Source organism: Paenibacillus sp. MBLB1832, assembly GCF_032271945.1.
GTDB classification, from domain to species: Bacteria; Bacillota; Bacilli; order Paenibacillales; family NBRC-103111; genus Paenibacillus_E; species Paenibacillus_E roseopurpureus.
The window spans coordinates 4,161,051-4,183,166 of sequence record NZ_CP130319.1; the positions used below are offsets into that span (position 1 = coordinate 4,161,051).

Annotated in this window: 21 protein-coding genes and 1 pseudogene; 5 read left to right on the plus strand and 17 right to left on the minus strand. The window is 45.1% G+C overall.

Annotation, left to right across the window (positions count from 1 at the left end; translation table 11 throughout):
- Window positions 1–71: 71 nt before the first annotated feature.
- Entirely contained in the window at window positions 72–860 is a 789-nt protein-coding gene (locus MJB10_RS18560; RefSeq protein WP_314797078.1) for a COG4705 family protein, read from the minus strand.
- 250 nt (window positions 861–1,110) lie between these two features.
- Here MJB10_RS18560 and MJB10_RS18565 point away from each other — a divergent pair, with 250 nt between their 5' ends.
- Window positions 1,111–1,611 carry a phosphatase PAP2 family protein gene (locus MJB10_RS18565; protein WP_314797079.1) on the plus strand — a complete coding sequence of 167 codons (501 nt, stop codon included), beginning with the start codon at window positions 1,111–1,113 and terminating at the stop codon, window positions 1,609–1,611.
- A 3-nt stretch (window positions 1,612–1,614) separates the two neighbouring features.
- On the opposite strand, the gene MJB10_RS18570 is transcribed toward MJB10_RS18565, so the two are convergent.
- Genes MJB10_RS18570 through MJB10_RS18580 form a run of 3 tightly spaced genes read right to left on the minus strand, consistent with a single transcriptional unit; the run spans window position 1,615 to window position 3,474 of the window.
- Window positions 1,615–1,956, minus strand: a complete 342-nt coding sequence (locus tag MJB10_RS18570) for a hypothetical protein (protein ID WP_314797080.1) — start codon at window positions 1,954–1,956, stop codon at window positions 1,615–1,617.
- Window positions 1,953–2,573: an ABC transporter permease gene (locus MJB10_RS18575; RefSeq protein ID WP_314797081.1), complete on the minus strand. Its 621-nt coding sequence runs from the start codon at window positions 2,571–2,573 to the stop codon at window positions 1,953–1,955. The genes MJB10_RS18570 and MJB10_RS18575 overlap by 4 nt, the downstream gene beginning before the upstream one ends.
- Window positions 2,554–3,474 carry an ABC transporter ATP-binding protein gene (locus tag MJB10_RS18580; RefSeq protein WP_314797082.1) on the minus strand — a complete coding sequence of 307 codons (921 nt, stop codon included), beginning with the start codon at window positions 3,472–3,474 and terminating at the stop codon, window positions 2,554–2,556. Before MJB10_RS18580 ends, MJB10_RS18575 begins: the two co-directional genes overlap by 20 nt.
- A 180-nt stretch (window positions 3,475–3,654) precedes the next feature.
- On the opposite strand from MJB10_RS18580, the gene MJB10_RS18585 reads away from it, so the two are divergent.
- From MJB10_RS18585 to MJB10_RS18595, 3 genes are all read left to right on the plus strand, one after another.
- Window positions 3,655–4,746 carry a glycosyltransferase family 4 protein gene (locus MJB10_RS18585; RefSeq protein WP_314797083.1) on the plus strand — a complete coding sequence of 364 codons (1,092 nt, stop codon included), beginning with the start codon at window positions 3,655–3,657 and terminating at the stop codon, window positions 4,744–4,746.
- Between the two features lie 81 nt (window positions 4,747–4,827).
- A complete protein-coding gene (locus tag MJB10_RS18590; RefSeq protein WP_314797084.1) occupies window positions 4,828–5,526 on the plus strand; it encodes a response regulator transcription factor in 699 nt (232 codons plus the stop codon).
- Between the two features lie 5 nt (window positions 5,527–5,531).
- Window positions 5,532–6,905 (plus strand): HAMP domain-containing sensor histidine kinase, encoded by a 1,374-nt coding sequence (locus MJB10_RS18595; protein ID WP_314797085.1) that lies wholly within the window; start codon window positions 5,532–5,534, stop codon window positions 6,903–6,905.
- Between the two features lie 17 nt (window positions 6,906–6,922).
- On the opposite strand, the gene MJB10_RS18600 is transcribed toward MJB10_RS18595, so the two are convergent.
- Complete coding sequence (locus MJB10_RS18600; protein ID WP_314797087.1) at window positions 6,923–7,528, minus strand: undecaprenyl-diphosphatase; 606 nt, start codon at window positions 7,526–7,528, stop codon at window positions 6,923–6,925.
- Between the two features lie 213 nt (window positions 7,529–7,741).
- Between MJB10_RS18600 and MJB10_RS18605 the strand changes: the two genes are divergently transcribed.
- The gene (locus MJB10_RS18605) at window positions 7,742–8,509 is read left to right on the plus strand and encodes a YheC/YheD family protein (protein WP_314797089.1); all 768 of its coding nucleotides are present in this window, start codon (window positions 7,742–7,744) and stop codon (window positions 8,507–8,509) included.
- A 61-nt stretch (window positions 8,510–8,570) separates the two neighbouring features.
- Here the strand turns inward: MJB10_RS18605 and MJB10_RS26800 are convergent.
- From MJB10_RS26800 to MJB10_RS18660, 12 genes and pseudogenes are all read right to left on the minus strand, one after another.
- A pseudogene (locus MJB10_RS26800) lies at window positions 8,571–8,655 on the minus strand (SUMF1/EgtB/PvdO family nonheme iron enzyme); the annotation flags it as partial.
- 9 nt (window positions 8,656–8,664) lie between these two features.
- Complete coding sequence (locus MJB10_RS18610; protein WP_314797090.1) at window positions 8,665–9,201, minus strand: chromate transporter; 537 nt, start codon at window positions 9,199–9,201, stop codon at window positions 8,665–8,667.
- Between the two features lie 14 nt (window positions 9,202–9,215).
- On the minus strand, window positions 9,216–9,863 hold the full coding sequence (locus tag MJB10_RS18615) for a chromate transporter (RefSeq protein WP_314797092.1): 648 nt from the start codon (window positions 9,861–9,863) through the stop codon (window positions 9,216–9,218).
- 232 nt (window positions 9,864–10,095) lie between these two features.
- Window positions 10,096–10,848: an MgtC/SapB family protein gene (locus tag MJB10_RS18620; RefSeq protein WP_314797094.1), complete on the minus strand. Its 753-nt coding sequence runs from the start codon at window positions 10,846–10,848 to the stop codon at window positions 10,096–10,098.
- A complete protein-coding gene (locus tag MJB10_RS18625; protein ID WP_314797095.1) occupies window positions 10,845–13,085 on the minus strand; it encodes a glycoside hydrolase family 88/105 protein in 2,241 nt (746 codons plus the stop codon). Before MJB10_RS18625 ends, MJB10_RS18620 begins: the two co-directional genes overlap by 4 nt.
- Window positions 13,082–14,887, minus strand: coding sequence for a hypothetical protein (locus tag MJB10_RS18630; protein WP_314797097.1), 1,806 nt, complete (start codon window positions 14,885–14,887; stop codon window positions 13,082–13,084). Before MJB10_RS18630 ends, MJB10_RS18625 begins: the two co-directional genes overlap by 4 nt.
- 102 nt (window positions 14,888–14,989) lie before the next feature.
- Window positions 14,990–16,009, minus strand: a complete 1,020-nt coding sequence (locus tag MJB10_RS18635; RefSeq protein WP_314797099.1) for a Gfo/Idh/MocA family protein — start codon at window positions 16,007–16,009, stop codon at window positions 14,990–14,992.
- Window positions 16,010–16,036: 27 nt separating this feature from the next.
- Window positions 16,037–17,116 (minus strand): Gfo/Idh/MocA family protein, encoded by a 1,080-nt coding sequence (locus MJB10_RS18640; protein WP_314797102.1) that lies wholly within the window; start codon window positions 17,114–17,116, stop codon window positions 16,037–16,039.
- 118 nt (window positions 17,117–17,234) lie between these two features.
- Window positions 17,235–18,905: a type 2 periplasmic-binding domain-containing protein gene (locus MJB10_RS18645; protein WP_314797104.1), complete on the minus strand. Its 1,671-nt coding sequence runs from the start codon at window positions 18,903–18,905 to the stop codon at window positions 17,235–17,237.
- Window positions 18,906–18,966: 61 nt separating this feature from the next.
- Window positions 18,967–19,839 (minus strand): carbohydrate ABC transporter permease, encoded by an 873-nt coding sequence (locus MJB10_RS18650; protein WP_314797106.1) that lies wholly within the window; start codon window positions 19,837–19,839, stop codon window positions 18,967–18,969.
- Between the two features lie 45 nt (window positions 19,840–19,884).
- Window positions 19,885–20,850, minus strand: coding sequence for an ABC transporter permease (locus tag MJB10_RS18655; protein ID WP_397386542.1), 966 nt, complete (start codon window positions 20,848–20,850; stop codon window positions 19,885–19,887).
- A gap of 174 nt (window positions 20,851–21,024) precedes the next feature.
- Complete coding sequence (locus tag MJB10_RS18660) at window positions 21,025–22,044, minus strand: LacI family DNA-binding transcriptional regulator (RefSeq protein WP_314797108.1); 1,020 nt, start codon at window positions 22,042–22,044, stop codon at window positions 21,025–21,027.
- Window positions 22,045–22,116 lie beyond the last annotated feature (72 nt).

Sequence of the window (22,116 nt, forward strand, 5' to 3'; positions counted from 1 at the left end):
TATAAGTGAAGTATATGAGAAAACAATGAAAATACATAAAACCTGCCTAAACAGGCAGGTCCTCGATTCGTTTATGCAACCTTAGCATCCACTTTCGTATCTTGCGATTGGGCGGGAGAACCTCCTCGGAACACGACAAGGATGATAATAAAAATGGTTAATACAAGACTCACCACCCCGCTGCCAAAGCCCATTCCGCCATTACTTTGTGAGGCTGATAACCAATCAGAAAACGAGGCTCCTACAGGGCGCGTCAAGATGTAAGCGAACCAGAAAGCGAAAATTTCTTTCATGCCAAACAAAAAGTAACCTATCGCTGGAATGACAAGTATGCCAGTAAACAGTAAACCGGAAGAGAAGTAGCCCAAGTGCATGCTCGTCGCAGTCATATCTCCAGCTGAGGTACCAAGCGCAAACGTTGTTAGGACTGTAAGCCAGTAGAAAATCTCACGGCGTGTTGTGACAATGCTGTGTACAGAAAGTGTTTTTTCTTTAGAAAACCAAGTGTAGAGGATTACTGCAAGTGCTACCACAAAGAAAATGGTCGAAACAAGATATGGAATTCCGAGTCCAACACGTACAACATCCGCGGCCATCGTACCAAAAATACTGACCATGACAACAACTAGCCAGTAGACACCTGGCACATATTTACGAACTTTGAACTGCAAGATCATGGCTGCAACGAAAATAAGAACGCTAAGCGGTGCTGAAATGAATGGATTCAGATGTTCGAATAAATAGTCGGAGGCAACCTCGCCCATGCCAGTCGTTAGCAGTTTCGTAATCCAAAAATAAAGCGTAATTTCTGGAACCTTAGCAGCTATTTGTTTCACTTGGTTTAATGATGAAATCTTCATCGCCTATCTCTCCTTACATATTCACAGCATAAATTAGCTATACTATTTTCACCATATACGACCAGTGATTTGGAGACTCTTGATGATGAATTCAAAAATTAAAGTTACTATGTTCCTTATTCTAAGCCTACTTTGTGTCCTTTGCTTTACCGCAGTGGCATCCCTGTTACAAGGGAAATGGATTGCAAAGTTTGACACCAGCGTAATCTCTGCAATTCAAGGAATGGAAAGACCATGGCTGACTTCCGTCATGAAATGTTTTACTTTCATCGGTTCTACGCCTGTTGTCATCGTCATTACATTATGCTGCTTATTTCTATTCTTCAAATATCTTCATCACCGATTAGAATTAGTTCTTTTTGCAGCCCTTGTTGCTGGCACTGCCATATTGAATCAGCTCCTGAAAATTAGCTTTCACAGGGATCGACCGTCCCTTCACAGGCTCATTCAAGAAACGGGATACAGTTTCCCCAGCGGTCATTCCATGGAAGCCTTTGCGCTGTATGCTGCACTTGCTTTCCTACTTTGGCGGCATGTCCCTACCAGAAGCGGCCGAACGGCGGTCATTTTGACCAGTATTAGTATGATTCTCATGATTGGAATTAGCCGGATCTATCTAGGTGTCCATTATCCGAGTGATATTGTTGGTGCCTATTTCGCCAGCGGATTTTGGTTCACTTTCAGTGTTTGGATCTTTCAGTGGTATATGGAAAACCAATCTAAAAGGAGCTCTAACAGGGCTATTACATAAGCGTTACGCTGTTACATCTTTTTTCCTAAAAACAAGCCATGTGCATACATTGAAAATAACAAAATACAGGATAATAACCTTGACCGAGAAAGATAATGACATGCCGACAATATTGGGAGCACCATTCAAATATTGTGTTAAATCTGTATTTTCAAATAAGTAGTATTTCGCCCATTTATATTGGCTTAAGAAGCCTACGATGCTTGTCCCAGCAAACATGATCCCGATTGAAAGCGCAATGGCAATCGAGCTGCTGCGTGATACGGTAGAGATCATAAAGGCCATTGTGACAACCATCACCATTTGAATACATTGGTATAGATAAGTGCTAATGGCATGCTTCACAATGCTGGTTTCATGAGCAATTGTATCGCTGATGCGTAAACATACGGAGCGCTCATGTCCTTAAAACCATGTAAGATGCCTGATACTAAGAAGGCTGTAGCAAATAAAATGACAAATAATAAAATCGAGAACGTAAAGGCAGAAATATATTTGGATAGAAGAATTTTGGAGCGTGATGATGGTCGTATAAGCAGCAGCTTGATGGTCCCATCGGTGAATTCACCTGCCACGCTATCAGCTGCAATAATAACCGTCATCAATGTGACCACAATCATCAGACTTGAAGCATTCAGCATGTTCCCCCAGAGCGTTTCCTCCGTAGGTGGAATATTATGATCAATGTGATATTGATACACATTAATACGCGAGGTTATTCGCGTCTTCCATTCAGGACCCCTGTTCATATTATTCAGTTGCTGGGTGTCATTCTGAATCTGCTGCTGCATATTGACCTTCCAATTCGCATCGGCCACTTGTGTAGGCTTCACACTGTATTGCTGGGCAATCAAAAAGCATATTATCGTCAGAACGAGACCAATAATTAACAACCAAGTACGCAATCGTTGGTAGATCTTCATATTTTCATTTAAGAGCAGATTAACCAATGGATTCACCACCCGTCATTTTCAAGAATTTATCTTCCAAAGTAGGGGAGTTCTTTCTAATCCCATAAATTTTGATACCCGCTTTCATCAGCCGTTCAGCCACGATTGCGATTTGCTCTCTGTCCAACCAGCAAGCTAATCCGTCTTCCGCCTGCTTCGCTTGTGCCTCTGGGAAATCTGTAAGTGTCTGTACAGCTGCATCCAGCTTGTCCACTTCGAAAGTAACCGAACTATGGAGTCCCTCATGCATTAAGTCCTTTATGGACTGTACCTCAACTAATTTCCCCGCTTGAATAATCGCTACGCGATCACACATCAGTTCCATCTCCGAAAGCAAATGACTCGATACAAGCACAGAAATGCCTTCTTCTCGCGTCAATTTATACAAGTAATCCCTTAACTCTCTGATCCCCGCTGGATCAAGTCCGTTCGTAGGTTCATCTAAAATGAGCAGGGAAGGTTTGTGTAACAAGGCTTGCGCAACCCCTAACCTTTGTCTCATCCCGAGCGAATACGTTTTGACTTTATCCTGAATTCGATTTTCTAAACCAACTAGTCGAATGACTTCTTGAATTCGCTCTTCCGTAACACCCGGCACCATGCGAGCAAAATGAATCAAGTTCTTATAACCACTTAAATATTTGTACATTTCAGGGTTCTCAACAATGGCCCCGACTTTGATAATCGCTTTATTAAAGTTCCGTGTAATACTATGCCCATCTATCAGAATATCGCCTTCCGAGATGCTCATTAGTCCAACCATCATTCGAATGGTCGTCGTCTTTCCCGCACCGTTTGGCCCTAGAAATCCAAATATTTCGCCTCGAGGCACTGCAAGATTCAAGTTAGTTATAATGTCTTTATTCCCAATCCGCTTCGTCAAATTTATCAATTGAAGAATTGGTTTCTCCATAAAATGCCCCCCTTAGTGAATTCCCTCTGCCAAATTACTATAAAGTTTGTTCATGAGAATACAATGAGAAATGAGAAAAAATTAATGAGCCGTGTAGACTGAAATATCACTCTCTATCAGCTTGTCTTGCATACTATGAACAGGTGAATTCCAATTTAACAGAGAGGTGAAATCATCCTAATGCATTTGCTGATTATTGCTCCTGAGCAAATTCCTGTTCCACCGCCAGTCGGCGGGTCCGTTGAGCATTGTATTTATCAAATTGCTAGACAAATATCATCTAAACATAAAGTCACCATTATAAGCCGCTGGCGTCCCAACTACCCGAAGAAAAGTGTCCTCGGTCATGTCACCATTATTCGGGTACCAGGTAAGAATAAGAAGACTTATTTATCGAATGTGATCAAAAAAATCCAAGGAAAGCATTACGATCATATCCAAATTGATAATCGCCCAACATTCGTACATGCCGTGAAAAATGCCTTCCCTTCCACACGTATTTCTATTTTTTTACACTCAACGACGTTTATATCCCCACCCATGACATCTAAGAAACAAGCTCGTATTGACCTCGCACGTGCTGATCTGATTGTAGGAAACAGCCTTTCTTTGCAAAATCATCTGAAACGAAACTTCCCTAGCATCGCTCATAAAGTTCGTTACGTGCATTTGGGTGTAGATATTCATCAATTCCGACCCAAATCGGTGAAACGCTCGAGCAGTTCTCGTCGTTTCGTTATCCTCTTCGCAGGTAGACTGATTCCTCGCAAAGGGATACCCGTTCTTATGAGGGCTACGCAGCTTGTCCGAAAAGCCATACCGTCTGCAAGTCTGAAGATTGCTGGCGGAACTGGCAAACCAGGCTACAAGGCTTATTTGAAAAAGTTAGCCGCATCATTACGAATACCTGTGACCTTCAGCGGGTATGTTTCGCGAAGTGGAATGCCCCGATTTTATCGGTCTGGAGATATTTTCGTATGTCCATCACAAGGTCATGAAGCCTTCGGCTTGGTCAATGTTGAAGCGATGGCTTCCGGCCTGCCAACCGTCGCCTCCAGAAACGGCGGTATTCCAGAGATCATTAAGCATCAGCGCAATGGCCTTTTAGTAACGAATTACCGCAGCCCAAAGGCTTTTTCCAAAAAAATGATCAGCTTCGCCAAGAATCGTGCCATGGCCAATAGACTATCTCGACAGGCTCGAAAAGATGTCATGAGAAAATTCAGTTGGCGAGCAACGGCTCGTAAATTAGTAAGCTTATATCAACATTAACAAAACGAACCTTCAACTTTCTAAAGGCATAAGATGCAGGGTATGAGCTATCACGGACAGATATGGAAATGAGTGGTCATTATGACAGAGAGCATTCTCGTCATTGAGGATGAAGAGAGAATTGCGAGGCTCCTTCAATTAGAACTCCTTCATGCGGGTTATTCAGTCGAGCTAGCCTTTGATGGTTCCGCGGGTTTAATGAAAGCATTGAACGCCGATTGGCATCTCATTCTGCTAGATATCATGCTGCCTGGAGTGAACGGCTTTGATTTCATATCCACTTACCGCAAAATCAACCAAAAAACGCCGATTATTATCCTAACGGCCTCTGGTACTCCCGCCGATATTGTGAATGGGCTTGACCTCGGCGGGCAGGACTATGTGACGAAACCTTTTCATATGGAAGAGCTGCTAGCTCGCATCCGCGCATGCATTCGCTATACTGCTTTGCCTAGAATGACCAATAAAGACCATGCCAAGAACGTACCCATCATCTATTGCTTAAAGGATACCGAAATAAATTTAAGTACAAGAGAGGTTTTACAGAACGGAGTTAAGGTTGATTTAACACCGAAAGAGTTTCAACTACTGCTTTATTTTATAGAACATCCGAATGAAATTCTCACCCGCGAACAGATCATGCGTGATGTATGGGGGTATGCTTTTCTGGGGAATTCCAATCTGGTCGATGTTTATATTCGCTATGTCCGTAAAAAGTTACAAGCCACTTCTCCGACGATTCGCACCATTCGCGGCGCTGGTTACATCTTGGAGATGTAGACGATATGAAAATCAAAACCAAAGCTTTTCTGTTGTCCTTCGGCTTGTTAGCTAGTATTTTAATCCCCCTCTTCTTTGTGATTTATTATTTTTATTCGCAATATGAGATTGAAGAAGAAATCGAAAGCCTGCAACAAACAGCGAATGAAATCATCAGCCATAATTCCTCGATGGATTTACTTCAAATGGAGAATAACCCGCTACTAAACGCCTATCTCCCGAATCACACCCTGATACGCACCATTGATCCGTCTTCTGCGGTGAGAAATCAAGTTTCAAATTCGAATGAATTCGCTGCTTTCCCTCCGCAATTCATGAATACGCCGCAGGCTTATCTGGATCGGTTTCAAGACGAAGCGATCATCATTGTTCGATCCCCGATTACGAGCGGAACTGAAATCGTCGGGACTTTGGAAATCATCTCCGAACCCCGAGAATTAGAGCAAAGCTTATATCACCTCATCATGATCACATGTCTAGTAGCCCTAGGGGCCATATTCATTTCCATATCAGGAAGTTTGTTATTAGCTCGGTTACTATTCTCCCCTCTTTCGCGCATGATTACGATCATGAAAGAGATTGAAACCAGTATGGAGATTCGAAAACTGCCTATGAATCGAAAATCGAAAGATGAACTCTACCATCTGGCGGATACATTTAATCATATGATGGAACGGATCCAGATGAGTATGAGGAAACAAAGGCAATTTATTTCCGATGCTTCGCATGAATTCAAGACGTCACTTACGATCATCGAAGGCTATACCTCCCTCCTGCAGAGATGGGGATATGAGAAGATTGACCTGTGTACCGAAGCGATTGCCGCTGTTCATGCCGAAAGTATACGAATGAAACATATAACGTATCAATTGCTCGAACTGGCCGAATTGGATCATGAATCGAAGCTTTCGCTTAGTGTCTTTGATTTAGTTTCCTTATGCAGAGAGACGATTCAGCTGCTTCAGCCACTCAGTACGAAAGAAATTCGGCTGTTTACGCCTAGTCCAATTCTAGAAATAGAAGCTGACCGACTACAAATCCATCAGCTCTTGTTAATTCCCTTGGATAATGCGTTGAAATATGCAAAGCAGAGAATTGACGTACATCTTGAAAGTCATCCTTCCCATCTCTATATTCGTATTTTGGATGACGGCATAGGCATTCCTTCCGATGAGTTACCCTTCATCTTCGAACGATTTTATCGCGTTGACCGTTCCAGAAGTCGGCAAACAGGCGGTTCTGGCCTAGGGTTAGCCATTGCGAAATCAATTGTCGAACTACACCAAGGGACCATTCAAATGAAGAGTGAACGGAACCAGGGAACAGAGGTCATCATTGCTCTCCCGCGCAAAAAAACCTTCAATTCATCAAAGAATTGAAGGTTTTTGTATTAATTTCATCCTTGCTTCGTTTCTTTCCTATGCCATATTTTCGATTCAACATGTTCATAGACATGAATGATCCCGTTCAATCCTTTAGATAGCCAGCCGTAGCGGTGACTTAATTGATGAACCGTCCATGCGACACTGATCCCAATGATCGCTCCTGCCATAACATCAGAAACATAATGTACACCTGTCCAAACCCTGGAAAAAGCAATACTTGCCGCTAGAACGAACCAGAAAGTTCCTGCTTTTCTTCGATACATCCATATGGAAGCCGCGATGGCAAAAGCCGCAGTTGCGTGATCACTTGGGAATGACGCATTCGCAGGATGTGGGATCAGTTGCAGGACCTCATGTGTGACGAAGGGACGATCTCTGTAAAAGAAATGACCCAGCATTCCACTTAATCCTAAGGCGATGCTAGCCGATAGTAACGACTTTGCAACCATATCTCGGTTCGCTTTTTGTCTTGTAAACCAATACACAACAACCCCCAAATAGAAGACATATTCTGCTTTTGTTGCCAAGTTGCACATCATTGGATTCAAAAAAGAAAGATTATTACTTAGTTGGTTAATGTATTGGAACAAGTGATAATCTACCTCTGCAAAACTCATGATTTTCTTCATCCTTTCGAAAAATGTTCATTTCGACTTACGCCGAATTTACAATCACTTTACAAGGTGAAGATGAGAAAAAAATGAGAAGATGTATCTTAAAATTTAATTTTCCTAGTAGACTCCTCTCCAACTCTCATAACAACTTTTTGAATAAGATACCAAGGAGGCTCTATAGAAACGCATCTCAAATTTCTAAGTAAAGGTGCTGTTATGACGATGAATCGAGCAAGAACTGTTTCAAGTAAATGGGTGAAAACGAAGGTGCTGTTACGAAATAAAAAACTGCGTACTTATGTCCCAGAAACGAGATTATACAATCAACGTAACCTGTTGCTTATGTTAAAGAAATATAAGATGGTGTATGTGAAACCGATCAACGGCTCTTTCGGACAGGGTGTTATCCGGGTTGAGAAATCGGATCAATACCGCTTCCAAGCAGGTAAAGCAGCGAAGTCATTTGGAACTTATCAAGCCTTATTCGCTGCATTGAACAAAGTCAAACTAAACAGATCCTATCTCGTACAGCAAGGCATTCATCTTTTGACCCATCAACGTCGCATCTTTGATGTACGTATTATGGTTCAAAAAAACGCGCAGAGACGTTGGGAATCTACGGGGTATATCGGGCGTGTCGCGCATCCCAAAAAAATCGTGACGAACTTTCATAATAGCGGAAGACCGCTCCCCTTAGAGCTATTATTCGGTTCCTATTTCACTGGTCAGAAGAAAAAAGCGTATATCCATCACCTACGAAATTTAGGGTATCGAATTGCGAAACATTACCAGATGAGCTATCCTGGACTCAAAGAAATTGGTGTGGACATTGGCGTCGATACGCGCTTGAAGCCTTGGGTATTAGAAGTCAACACGGCACCAGACCCTTTTATTTTCAACCAATTGAAAAAGAAAAAAATGTTCCACAAAGTTTTGCGTTTCTCAAGAGCAAACGGCCGTTTTATACGAGCGAGACGTAAGTAAAGGAAAAAAGCAGCATTCCTCATGTGAAGGAATACTGCTTTTTTCATTCTTTGGACTCCCGCTATACCGCATCCGCCGCACAACGAAAGCCAGTGTTGCCTGTTGAGTTGTCTGGCGTGTTTTACTGCTACGCGGTAGCGATTGCAAGTTGCCTATCAGCTAAATATAGCAATTCCCACTAGGGCAGACAATAGAATCGTCGCCAACGGATGCCATTTGTACTTATGAACGAGCAGGAATACGCCTGCTGCAATGAACAACGTGACAGTCACTTGCCAGTTCATGAAATCCGCTGCTCGATTACCAAAGCCAAAATGGATCGCCGCATATACGATTAATCCTGTTACAACAGGCCTTAGACCATAGAAGGTCGTATGAACCGCTTGGCTGTGATAGATTTTATAGAAAAAAGAGGAAATGAGCAGCACGATCACTAAGGACGGCAGCACCATCCCCAGCGTGGCAACCGCTGCTCCCCCTAACCCATCCGCTTTGTAGCCGATGAGCGTTGCCGTATTCGTTGCAATCGGGCCAGGTGCCATTCCTGCCAGCGCTACGCTCTGAGCGAATTGCTCGGTAGATAACCAATGATGCGTTTCTACCTCGTGTTGAATTAGTGGAATCATCGCGTAACCGCCGCCGAAAGACATGCATCCTATTTTTAGAAAAGTAAGGAATAATTGCCCTAACACTTGCTTCACCCTCCCTAGATGCCATCCGCAATAAAATAGTCATAGTAGGCGTAGCCGTTATGGGACGTGTTCGTCTTCTCTTTGCGTTTATCAAAGCTGCGCTTGAAACCAAAAGCTTCCTTCACTTTGACAAAAACAAAGCCAATAAACAAACCAATGAGAATCATGAAGATTGGATTCATCGGCAGCAGCAACAGGATTGCGACGGTTCCGATCGCGGTTGCTAAGGTTGTTTTGTCCGTAATGGCGGAACGCGCCATATTATATGCGGCCAAGACGATCAGACCAATAATCGCGCCATGGATGCCCTTAAAGGCAGCGACCACCTTCGGTTCAGACTGCATGAAGATGAGTAACATGCTAAGTACAAGTGCGATTAGAAATGTCGGTAAAGCAATTCCAATCACAGCAGCTGCAGCGCCTGCAACGCCAGCCATCCGATAACCGATGAATGCCGAGGCATTCACCCCCATACCGCCAGGGGCAGACCCTGCAATGGCCACGATGTCGGAGACTTCATCTTCCGCGAGCCATCCGCGCTTAATGACGACCTCTCGTTCAATGACGGGAATCATTGCATATCCCCCTCCGAATGTCGAAGGCCCAATTTTGAGAAACGTCCAGAAAATATCCAAACAAAGATGTAAGTGATGATTGCGCATGCGGATTCCTCCTTGCCGTTCGGTTGTTGTCTCCATTATACTTCACTTAACACCAAATTGGAATAAACATTTCACCTATGTCTTCTATAATTAAAGAAAACCAAGATAATCGCCTAAGATTTAATTCCTTTAATCCGATGGATTCACTTAGTTTTAATCAATTTGAAATTAAGTATAAATTGGAAAAAGCCAAGAGATGAACGTCATCTCTCGGCTTCTCGATTCTTTTTCCTTATGCGGCTTGCTTATGAAAGACGAAATTAGCAGCTTCCATGCTAACGACGGTATCTAACGCTGAGATTTGCTCGTAAGCGGCCATCAATTTCTCCTGCTTCGGGCATCTAAGACTGAAAACCAAATGCATCACGGGTAATGGACTCGTATTCCCATCCGACGACAACGCTGCGTCGCTTTCTTGGATCATCTTCAGATTGATCACTTGGATGCCCTGCTCACCAAAGCGCGCATTGAGGGAACTGAGGAAGCCAGGATGCTCATTAATCGTGATCTCGACGACGTGTGTGCGGCGGTGCCGTAAGATGTGCTTCTCTAGCTTATTCAACGTATACAGGCTGACAAGCACCAAAAAGGTACAAACTAGCGCTCCCGTAATGAAGCCAGCACCAACACTAAGTCCTATTGCCGCAACAAGCCATACGGAAGCTGCGGTCGTCAAACCTTTAATCACATTGCCATTACGCAGAATGGCCCCTGCACCGAGAAAGCCGATCCCGCTTACGACTTGTGCAGCCAATCGCGACGGATCAATTCGCACATTGGCTTCGTTGACAAAATCAGAGAAGCCATACTCTGACAGCAACATGATGGTCGCGGAGCCCAAGCACACTAAGATATGTGTGCGAAAGCCCGCTGCATGATTGTTCCACTCCCGTTCAAGTCCGATCAATCCGCCGAGTACAACAGCTAATACCATCCGCAGGATTAAATCCATATGACTGATTTGCCACACGCCGGCGGCACTCATCGTGCAACCTCATTGGCATCTATCAACCATTTCTTTAATTTCACGACTTCCGTTCCCGCGAGCATCATGATACCCACTCCATGGTTGTCATTCGTGACGGTAAGCAGGTCTTTCTTATAATAATCCGAGGTAAATGCATATCGAGATCCGCTGCATACCCCATGTACATTGCCTTGCGCATCAATGGCGATGCGAGTTAACCCATTCCATGCCTGCAAGGCCGCTTCAACGAAACGCTGCGGTTCTTGCAGCCAACCAAAGCGTACCCCGCGCGCAAAGGCATAAGCGAACATCGCTGTACAGGAAGCTTCTTCATACGCATCCGGATCATTTAACACCTGATGCCAAAGACCGCTCTCCGCTTGAAGATCTGCGTAGCCTCCACATAGATCATTGAAGAATCCGATCAAATCTTCCCGTGCTGCATGCGTAGACGGCAGAGCCTCCAGCACCTCCGTCAAGGAGAAAAGCGTCCAGCCATTTCCTCGCCCCCAAGGGATCCCCGTTTGCTTCCCATATTTAAAATCGAATACATGCGACATAATGCGCTCTTGCGGCATGTATAGATAATTGCGGAATAACTGGAATTGCTTTACCGCTTCATCAATTCCTTCCTGATTGCCTGTAATCCGTGCATAGCGGCACAAGAACGGTGTGCTCATGTAGAGGTCATCCGCCCACATCGTATTCGCTGAATATTCCTCCGCGCAAATACGATAAAAGGCGCCATCTTCCTTGCGTTCTAAGCGATTCAGTATGAAGTCCGCAATGCGTCTGGCGATCGGCATATAAGCAGCATCTTGATCTTCCTGATAAGCTTCCAGCATCGCAGAGCCGAAGGAACCGCAGTTATCCAGCATTTTCATCATAACCAATTGTTGATTAATGGCGGGGAACCCGTACTGCTCCTTGTCCCAAAGCGCATACTCGAACATGTCCGTACAGCTCTGAACATGATCAAGCGCATATTGCGTGACATCCGAACGATTCAGTAAGCGGCCTGTCTGCAGCAACCCATATATCGTAACGCCAAGCGGGTAATCCCAACGGGCATAATTCGTCACATTGCCAACGGTCCATTTATTGCTCAGCATGGCATTCTCGTAATAAGGACGAATCCAAGTGTCAGGTCGGTCCAAACGCCAATACGTCATCTCACCAGACAAAATGTCCTGTAAATAAAGACGATTTGTCTTGACCAAGTCCTCTACATATATCGAAACGTCTGGATCCAATGGACCTACATATAACCAAGGATTGTTTGAGCCATGCACTTGCAGCGGGGCACTCAGGGGTACAACTTCTCCGCTAATTGAGGCTTGAACTGTGAAATCCCACGATTGCACACCACATTCACTCCGCACTAACAGATCATGAGAACCATAAGTGAGATGTACCTCTATGCAAAAGCTGCCGCTTTCTTCTTGTTCTAGCACTTGCTGACCATCCAGCCAAACGGTCATCAGGCCCGAGGCTTCGCCTTTTAATATACAGACGTCTTTACCGACGCTTGTTTTGTTCAGTTTCGTCCAAGCATAAGCTTGCTTGCCAGGCTGAACACCAAATAATCGCTCGCATACAGGTTTGGAAAGCTCATTCTCGTTCCACTCACACGTCGGCAGCCAGCTCAAACCATTCTCGTGCTCGGAGGCAAACGCATTTGGCATGGAGGTTCCCTCAAATAGATCGGTATCAATAGGCTGCGAAAATACCCAACCTGCTTGACCTTGTCGCTCTGCAAACGGAGCAAGCACGTTCAGAATTCGCACCTTCGCTTCATCGGAGCCGAACAAACAGCCGAACCCAGCGGCGGTATGCTTCGCTTTGATAAACAGATGATTCCAGCCCTTCACGAAGTTCACATTCAGCTTGACGGTGGCATCTGGTTTGAGCTCATCCATGACGTTGGATCGATACGTAAACATGTGGTTGAAATAGAACTGAATCGGACCGAGACAGTTCAACAATAAGTCCAGGTTACGTTCGCCATCGCTCCATACTAACGCATAGGCATAGGAAAATTGGCCTGGCTTGGCCTCTGGAAATCTTTTCGCTAGATCAAGATCAAACATCCCCTGCTCATTCTGCAAAATACCTGCTCGGTTAAAAGCTCGGAACGCGAAAGGAATAGGCGGATTGGCACCAATGTAACGATCAGCAAGCACTTTCAACGTTTGCTTATCGTCATTCCCTAAACGGGCATGTATACTCTCTTGTTCATTAAAATACATCGTCATAACGAATTTCCTTTCGATAACAGACGGATTTTAAAAGTTCGATCATAGGGTGTTACCAAGTTGACATGAACATATTGGCAACCGGAAGGATGCTGATCTTCACGCACCATAGGCAGCAAATGTTCATACGCACCTGATGTGATCTCTAGGACGTCGCCATCAACGTCATACTGCATGGAACCGCTCTTGAAGAAGTATTTGCCATCTTCTCCTTTGATGATATCGTCTCCACTTAACCTGCCTTCGTTTCCAAAAATAAACGTCAATTGCGCGAACACATCCTCACGCTCATCCGATTTCACCCGAATCGTCCATTCCGAATCAGCAGCTCCTGCTGTAATTTCCACTTGCAACGCCAGCTTTTGCAAATGGGTCATCGCTCGATGCTGATGCGGAAGCAAATACCAAGGCGAGCCTTCCTTGGACTCTGGCAGCAGATGACGAGGAATCGGGCCGTTGTACCCTTTTTCCAACACAGTCCCTAACGTATACACGCTTTCATTCGCAGTTAAATGATCGAACTTCACGATCCCTGGGGAGAAGGAAGTAGCCAATTTGATGCCCAGCAGCCTTGCCTTCCCATGGCGCAGCGAGAAGAAAGAGGGCGTAAGCGGCATGATCGTCACACTCTGTTCGAGCTCGCGAATGCGAACGACGGGCGCGCCGTAGGCGAGATGCATGCTGCTGTGTTCAATCTTCATGTTGTGGCCGACTTCGCCAATTTGCTCTAAATGTTCCTTGATCGGATGCTGTGCATTCAACACTTTCACATAACGATCCAGCAGCGGCGCACGCTCCAGTTGCGAAATATCCGCTTCTGGGTACACAAGTACGCTCATCAATGGATGATTGTTCACACCTTCATGGAAGCCTGTGAGGAAAGAAGCCGCATAATCTGCCATCGCAGCAAATACGGGGTCCTTATCATGCGCCGCCATTAAGCGGTAGACAGGAAAGTAGTTCGCCATGGTAAACGTCTGACCAAAGTCTTGACGACCGGAGTAATCCGTAACAACTTCACCCGACGGATGGATCAAGTACATCATCATGCGCAAATTACGGCGCACAGCTTCCATTAATTCGGGACGGTTCATCAACCGCCCTGTATGAAACAACGCAATGTCGCTGACTGCGTTATAGATGCCGTTGCTGCGTTCTGTCCACTCGCCATCCGCCGTGATGTCCAAGCCTTCGGCCAACCAATCTTCCGCACGCTCCAACAGTTCTTGCAACGGAAAAATCTCATGCAGCAGACACAATGCAGCCGTGATTACCCAGCGATGATTCGGCGTATGACATCCTCCTGTCAGCATGGCAGGGATCGTCCGCTCCAAGAAGAGCCCCAGCTTGGCAGCGACAGGCGCCGCTTCTGCCCAGTCATGTCTGTTTAGCAGTTGGTAAATCTGCGTAACACCGCCAACGACGAACGCCGTATCTGGCGGGGAATTGTAATTCGTGGAACCCAGAGAAATGGTTCCGTCCGCATGTTGTCGGTTCAACATGAAGGCTGCCGCTTTGTCCAAAGCGCCCAACAGATACGGATCATGATAGTAACGTGAATCTGGATTCACTAATGCGCACGCCCAACCTGCGATCATACGCGGTGTGCTCATATGGTTCGCACGGGCAATCCCCGTCTCATCTTGAATACCGCCGTAATATTTGGAAAGGGGATCAAGAATTTGGTTAAGAAGCGTAGCTTCCGTTAGTTCATCATTAAGGGTTACAAGACGATGGTAAGTAGCATCCACTTGCGTCACCTTATCCTTTTTTGATACGCTAATTTCCCCTTTATCGATCATGTTGATGTCCTCCTACAATGTTGTTCTCAAAGTATAAAAAAAGGTCAGCATCCCTTGCTTCAAAAGAAGAGAATGAACTGACCTTTCTATCGTACGGCTAAGTTATTCCGAAAGGTTCGTCAGCTTCGCAGAAGCACTTGAAATAGCGGAAAGCGTTGACGCTTCCATCAATCGAGTCAAATCAAGCGCAAGCTGAATGTTCTCTGTCGCTGTCGTTCCATGTTGGATATGGGAAGCCCATTGTTCGAAAGGTGACGGCTGCTTGGGCAAATCAGTAACGACCTGCCATCCTGTTGCTGCTTCCCCTTCCATGCGGGAACTACGAATGCGCAGTTTATCATCATTTCGGGAATACATGAGACTACCTTCTGTCCCTTGAATCTCAATGTCAAATTGCGAGTAGCTATTCACGAAGCCAGCTTCAACAATCCCTAGCGCACCGCTAGGATAACGCAAGGTGACGACAGCGCTATCTTCCACTTCACGTTCCGTGATATAGCCGAAGCTTGCGCTCACGCTTTCTGGCATGCCCAGAAATAAGCGTGTTAAGTACATCGGATGGCATCCGAGATCCATGAGGGCGCCGCCGCCTGTTTCTTCCAAGCGAAAGAAATGAGCCGGCAGGGCACCATCTGGGTTCTTATCTGTGCGCAAAGCGCCATTGTGGGCAAGTCGAATCCGAACGGTCGTTAGCGTTCCCAACTTGCCCTCTTGGATGAACCGAAGCGCAGCTTGGGTAAAGCCCAAATACATGCGCGGTAACGAGACTGTTAGTTTAACGCCTGCTTCCTCAACGACAGCGAGGATTTCACGGCAGCTTTTGGTCGTCGTTGCCACCACTTTTTCAGTGAAAATATGCTTACCCGCTTTAGCAGCCGCGATCATGACATCATGATGGCGATTCGTCGGTGTCGTCACGATAACAGCGTCAATATCCGAACGTTGCAACAGATCGTCCAAGCTTGCATGGAATGGCACCGCATATTCCTCAGCCTTTTGACGCCCGCGCTCCTCGTTCTCGTCCCAAAGCGCAACAATCTCGGTATCTGGATGCTCGAGCGCTAACTTTGCGTAATCTTTGGCATGCACATGCCAGAAGCTTAACAACGCTACTCTAATCATAGTTCGAGTGCCTCTTTCCTTTATGAATTAGTCAAAATAGACAGCTTTCCCCGTACGATTCGATTCATAGATCGCTTCGAGAATCTCCGACACCACTAAGGATTGCTCTGGCGTTACAATCGGCTCTCTGTCATGGATGACCGATTCGATCCACATGCGAATTTCTTTATCTTGCATCGATTCCTTCTTACCTTCGTAGAAGTCAGCGCCTTTCGCTTCGAATTGCAGCTGGTTCACATACAGACGGCTATGTTTCTCACCGTTAATGCGCAAACCATCCACCATATCGGCTCCGCCTTCGGTACCGCATAGCGTTGTTTTCGCTTCTTTCGTATCCAGCGTATTGAGCGCCCAGCTTGCTTCTACCATGATGGTTGCCCCGTTTTTCATGACGATCATGGCAAACGCGGAATCTTCAACCTTGAATTTGGCTGGATCCCAAGGTCCCCAAGAATTAGCCGCATTTTCTTTACGTGAAAGCTTATGGTAAGCAGTGCCCAGCACTACCTTAGGTTCGTAGTTATTCATTAACCAAAGCGTTAAATCAAGGGCATGCGTACCGATATCGATCAGCGGCCCGCCCCCTTGCTTTTCTTCATCCAGGAATACGCCCCAAGTCGGCACACCACGACGACGAATCGCATGTGCTTTCGCAAAATAAATTTCACCCAAATCACCATCTTCAACGACACGTTTCAGATGTTGGCTGTCAGCGCGGAATCGATTGTTATAGCCAATCGTCAGCTTTTTACCTGTGCGCTTCGCTACTTCCACCATGCGGCGAGCATCTGCTGCCGTTTTGGCCATTGGCTTTTCACACATAACATGCTTGCCCGCTTCCAAAGCGGCAATCGAGATCTCGGCGTGCGAATCATTCGGTGTACAAATATGAACGACATCAATTGCAGGATCGGCAAGCAATTCACGGTAATTCTCATATACCTTGGCTCCAGGCGAGCCGAATTTTTCAGCCGCTTTATGCGCGCTTTCAGAGAAAACATCAAAAAATCCGATAATTTCAACTTGTTCAATTTTGCTCAAACTAGGCAAATGCTTCCCCGTTGCAATACCGCCACATCCAATAATAGCTACTTTTACTTTGTTCATCGTAGGTCCCTCCCAGGATTTAAAACATATCTCTACTAATTAAAGAAGATGCTGGACACCGACGAGCTGCAAGCATATGCAGGCAACCTTCATCGATATCCAGCTACTCAAAGTACGATTACTTTACAAATTCCATTTGTTGTTTTACGATTTCCTTCGCATCTTTAGCTAGGAAAGCTTTATCTTTATTTTCTGCATACCATTTGTTCATGTAATCTTCAAGCTGTTTGCCGTTTGCTTTATCCCAAGCCGCTTTTGCGTCGGTAATTGCTTGCTCTGGCGTGTATTTAGCGCCGTTAAGGATGGCTTTAACGAAGAGATCGTTCTTCTCTTTAAGAATTGTTGTATTAATGACTTGAAGATCAGCAGGATACACTGGCATATGATCCCCTAGCGTAATTCCTGGATACTCTCTTGCTGGATCGAAGTAAAGCTGTTGGACAACTTTATACATGTCCATGTTAATCTTATCATCAGGCTTCACATCAGGATTATTAATCCCAGCCAAGGTATAGTTACATTTGTCTACGCCTGATGAGAAGAACATTGCATAGTCTAGTGCGTAAGAAACCTCATTTTTCGACTTATCTGCATTTATGACTTGCGGGCAACCGTTTGCTGCTTTCTTCCAGTGAGTTCCTTCGTCTCCGAAGATCATTTTCCGAGCATTTTCCGGCTTCATCATAAAGTCAAGATAGCGGCCAACTGCTTCTGGATCCTTCGCTTTGGCGTTCACAACAGTTGTCATTTGAATCGGATTATCAATGGCACCAGTGAATGTTCCCATCGGTGATTTTGGATAGCCTAATGGAGCAATTTCCGCTCCAGGTACATTTTTCTTCAATGTAGGTAAGTCTAGACCACCGATACTGCCAGAAAATTGGACATAAATTCCGATTTTACCATTAAGAAAGTCCTGTTTCGCCTTATTGCCGTCTTTATCATTGATATAGTCTTTATCGATGATGCCACCATCATAAAGTTTCTTCTTAAACGTGAGTGACGCCAGTTCTTTGTCCCACGCACGGACAACTTTGCCGTCCTTGATATCCCAAGCCAACAATGTTAATGAAGAACTTTCGCCAAATATCTCATTAATGGCTTGCTCCGAATATGTACTCATATTCATGCCGTACGTATCTTTCTTGCCATTGCCATCCGGATCTTGTTCTACAAACGCTTTCGCCACATTATATAATTCGTCCGTTGTTGTCGGCATAGTTAGATTCAGCTTTTTCAACCAATCAGTACGAATGTAAAGAACATGCGCAGGGGTCGCTTCTTTTACCTTACCAATCTCGTAAAGCTTCCCATCTGGTTTTGTTCCCACTTTTTTCAATTGCGGATATTGGGTCAATAATTTCTGGTATTCAGGCATATATTTCAAGATGTTGTCAATCGGCATTAACTGTTTTTGGTCGTACAAGCTGCCTCTAAACGGAGTATTATACTCATTGATAATATCCGGAGCTGAACCGGAAGCAAACAGTACGTTCAATTTTTTCGTAGAATCGCTTCGAAGAATTGGGACGAACTTCACATTCTCTGGCCCATTTTGGTTAATGAACTTGGTCCAGCGATTTTCTTCATAAGTTCCTTCCGATGAAGGGACGCCTCCCCGATCATAGATAGAAACCGTAACATCCCCGCGTTTAGCTGGCGTTTCCGCGGCAGGCTTAGTTGAAGATGATGCTGCTTCTTCTGTTTTGTTGTTGCTGCAACCAACTAATGTTACACCTAATGCGACAATTCCTACTGACATTCCAAGCACGAGCTTCTTGTTTTTCATGTGCATTTGCCCCCTACATGATTTATGAATGAAGTTTGGCTAAACGGAAAACCCTTAGTTATTAACCTTTGACAGAGCCTAGCATGACGCCCTTGACGAAATACTTTTGCAAGAAAGGATAGACCACTAACATAGGCACAACCATGATGACGACACCGACGGCTTTCACCATCTCCGTTGCAACCGTTGCTTGTTCCTCCAAATTGAGCGAAGGGGAGTTCAATAAATCATTTTTCGACAGCATCCCTTGGACAACAACGGTTAAATTCATCATTTCGCTCTTGTTGATATACATGAGCACGCTCATGAAGGAATTCCAGAAGCCAATCCCATAGAAAAGCGCTAATGTCGCCAACATTGGAAGCGAGAGCGGCAAGATGATACGAATAAGTAGTGAAGTATCGCTACACCCATCAATTCGCGCAGCCTCCTGCACCTCATAAGGAATATTCTCGAAATAACTTTTCATCAGCAGCATGTTGTACGTACTGATGAATCCAGAAAGCCATAGCGCCCAGTAGGAATCGATAAGATGCATGTTTTTGATCACGAGATACGTAGGAATTAATCCGCCTGAGAACAGCATCGTGAACACCATCCCCATCACCAAATAGCGGCGGCCCATCAAATAGGAGCGAGACAACGGATATGCGGCTAATATGGTACCCAATAAACTTAATCCCACACCAACCAATGTGATCAGAATGCTATTTTTAAAAGCACTAAGGGCTGGGCTGGCGATGAAAAATATTTTGTATGCTGTAAACTGTAAGCCTACGGGCCAGAAGAAAACATGACCCGAGTCCACGGCAGACCGCTCACTGAACGATAACGCGATGATATGAATGAAAGGTAGCACACACGTTAGTGCGATAATGGCAAGGATAAGATAATTGATTGCATAAAATATTTTTTCTCCGTTTGTCGCTTTCATGCAAAGCCTCCTCTCATAGCTGTCGACCGTGATGCAGATCCGAAACTAGAATAGCGCCTGATCAAATTTCTTAGCGATTCGGTTAGCAAGAAGTACAAGGCTGCAGCTGATGACCGATTCGAAAAATCCCATCGCCGTGGATAAACTAAACTGTGAACTTCCTAGGCCGATTTTATAGATATACGTACTGATGACTTCCGATACGTCCGATACTCCAGCGTTCTGTAAGTTATAGACCTGATCGAAGCCGACCTCCATGATCTTGCCCATGGCCAGAATCAGCAATAATATGATCGTGTGGCGAATGCCTGGCAGCGTTACGTGCCACATTTGACGCAATTTCGTTGCTCCATCCATCGCGGCCGATTCATACAAGGATGGATCAATCGTAGTCAGTGCGGCTAAGTAGATAATCGTGCTGAATCCCATTTCCTTCCAAATGCCTGATCCAACGAAAATCGCTAGCCAAGAATGGGACTCATAGAGGAAGTTAATCGGTTCGATATGAAACAAGGCAAGCACCTTATTGATGGAACCATAATCCGTTGCAAAGAGTGACAACACAAGCCCGGAAACGATGACCCACGAGAAAAAATGCGGGAGATACAAGATCGTTTGCACCCATCTTTTAAACCAGGATTTCCTGACTTCATTAAGCAAGATAGCAAGTAGGATTGGCATCGGGAATCCGAATATTAAGTTCAGAAAGCTTAACCAGAAGGTGTTCCAAATAATTTGCAGTGTATTCGAGCTAGAGAATAATAGTTTGAAGTTTTTCAATCCAACCCAAGGGCTATGTAGAATGCCATCGCCAAAGTTGTAGTTTTTGAAAGCGATAACAAGTCCGCCCATAGGCCAGTATTTGAACAAAATATAGTAGGCAATGACAGGCAGCAGCATGATGAATAAAGGAATATTCTGCTTCAATCGTCTTCGTCGTCTAAGTTGCCATGCAGATTGTTCGCTTCTCTCGTAGAGTTGATTAGGAGTTTCTACTACTGTACCTTTCATGACTGCCTCACTCCTCGTTTCAATTTCATACACCTATCATAAAATTTTCCCAGTTCGATTCCCTTAAAAAATTATAGAAAAAACTATAATTTCATTGGGAGTAGTAAAGCGCTTAATCTTACTTCTAAAAAAACAAGCTGAGCCCCATGTTGGAGCATCAGCTTGGCTACATACCTATTCAACGTGACCTGGCGCTCCCGTGGATTGTCGCACGATGAGTTCTGGCCGCATCACAACGCGCTGCTTGTCTTGCGATTTCTTCTTCAGCTCCAGCAGGAGCAGATCGACCACTTTTTTACCCATGGGCTCGATCGGCTGTGCAATCGTGGTTAACGGCGGATCCGTCACAGAGGCCAGAATCGTATTATCGAATCCAACGACGGATACATCCTCAGGAACGCGCAGCTTTAATTGTTTGGCTGCTTGAAGCGCACCAATTGCGAGCATATCATTACAGCAAAACAGTGCTGTTGGCCTTTCCGCAGGCGGCAGCTCAAGGAGTTCAAGCGCCTCACGCTTTCCGTCTTCAGCGGTATATCGGCAATTCCTGACGTGATGGTCAGAGAGTGTCATACCCGCTTCCTCCAGCGTATGCACGAATCCTTTTACCCGCTCACGACTACTCGTGACTTTGGTATGCTCCGCAAGAATCGCCAAGCGCTTGTGACCTAACGCTACAAAATGTTGAGCAGCCATACAGCCGCCGACAAAGTCGTCACAAACAACCGTATGCAGAGCAAGGTCTTGCATTTCCCGAGCAATCATGACGATCGGAATCGATCGATCCATGAGCGGCTTCAGCATTTCCTTATTATCCATCCCTGTCCCGATAATCATGCCGTCTACACTTTTTTGCTGGAGTAAAGAAAGGTATCGCTCTACCCGCTCGTCTTTATTATCTGTGCTGCAGATGACAAGGCTGTATCCCATTTCATGCCCTTGATCCTCAACCGCGCGCGCGATTTCAGCGAAGAAGGGGTTCGAAATATCGGGGACAAGCAAGCCTAACGTATATGTCTTTTTGCCTGTAAGGGCAGAAGCAATCACACTCGGCTGATAATTGAGCTTTTCCATCACCTTCAATATTTCAGCGCGGCGTTCTTCGCTAATTTTGCCTTTTCCGTTCATGACTTGTGAGACAGCGGCGATCGAGACTCCAGCCTCTCTCGCAACATCGTAAATGGTTGCCTTCATCCTACTACCCCATTTTTCTTGAAGAATAACTAGACATAAGTACGTATTCCACCATTATGACGGGGCTTCTCG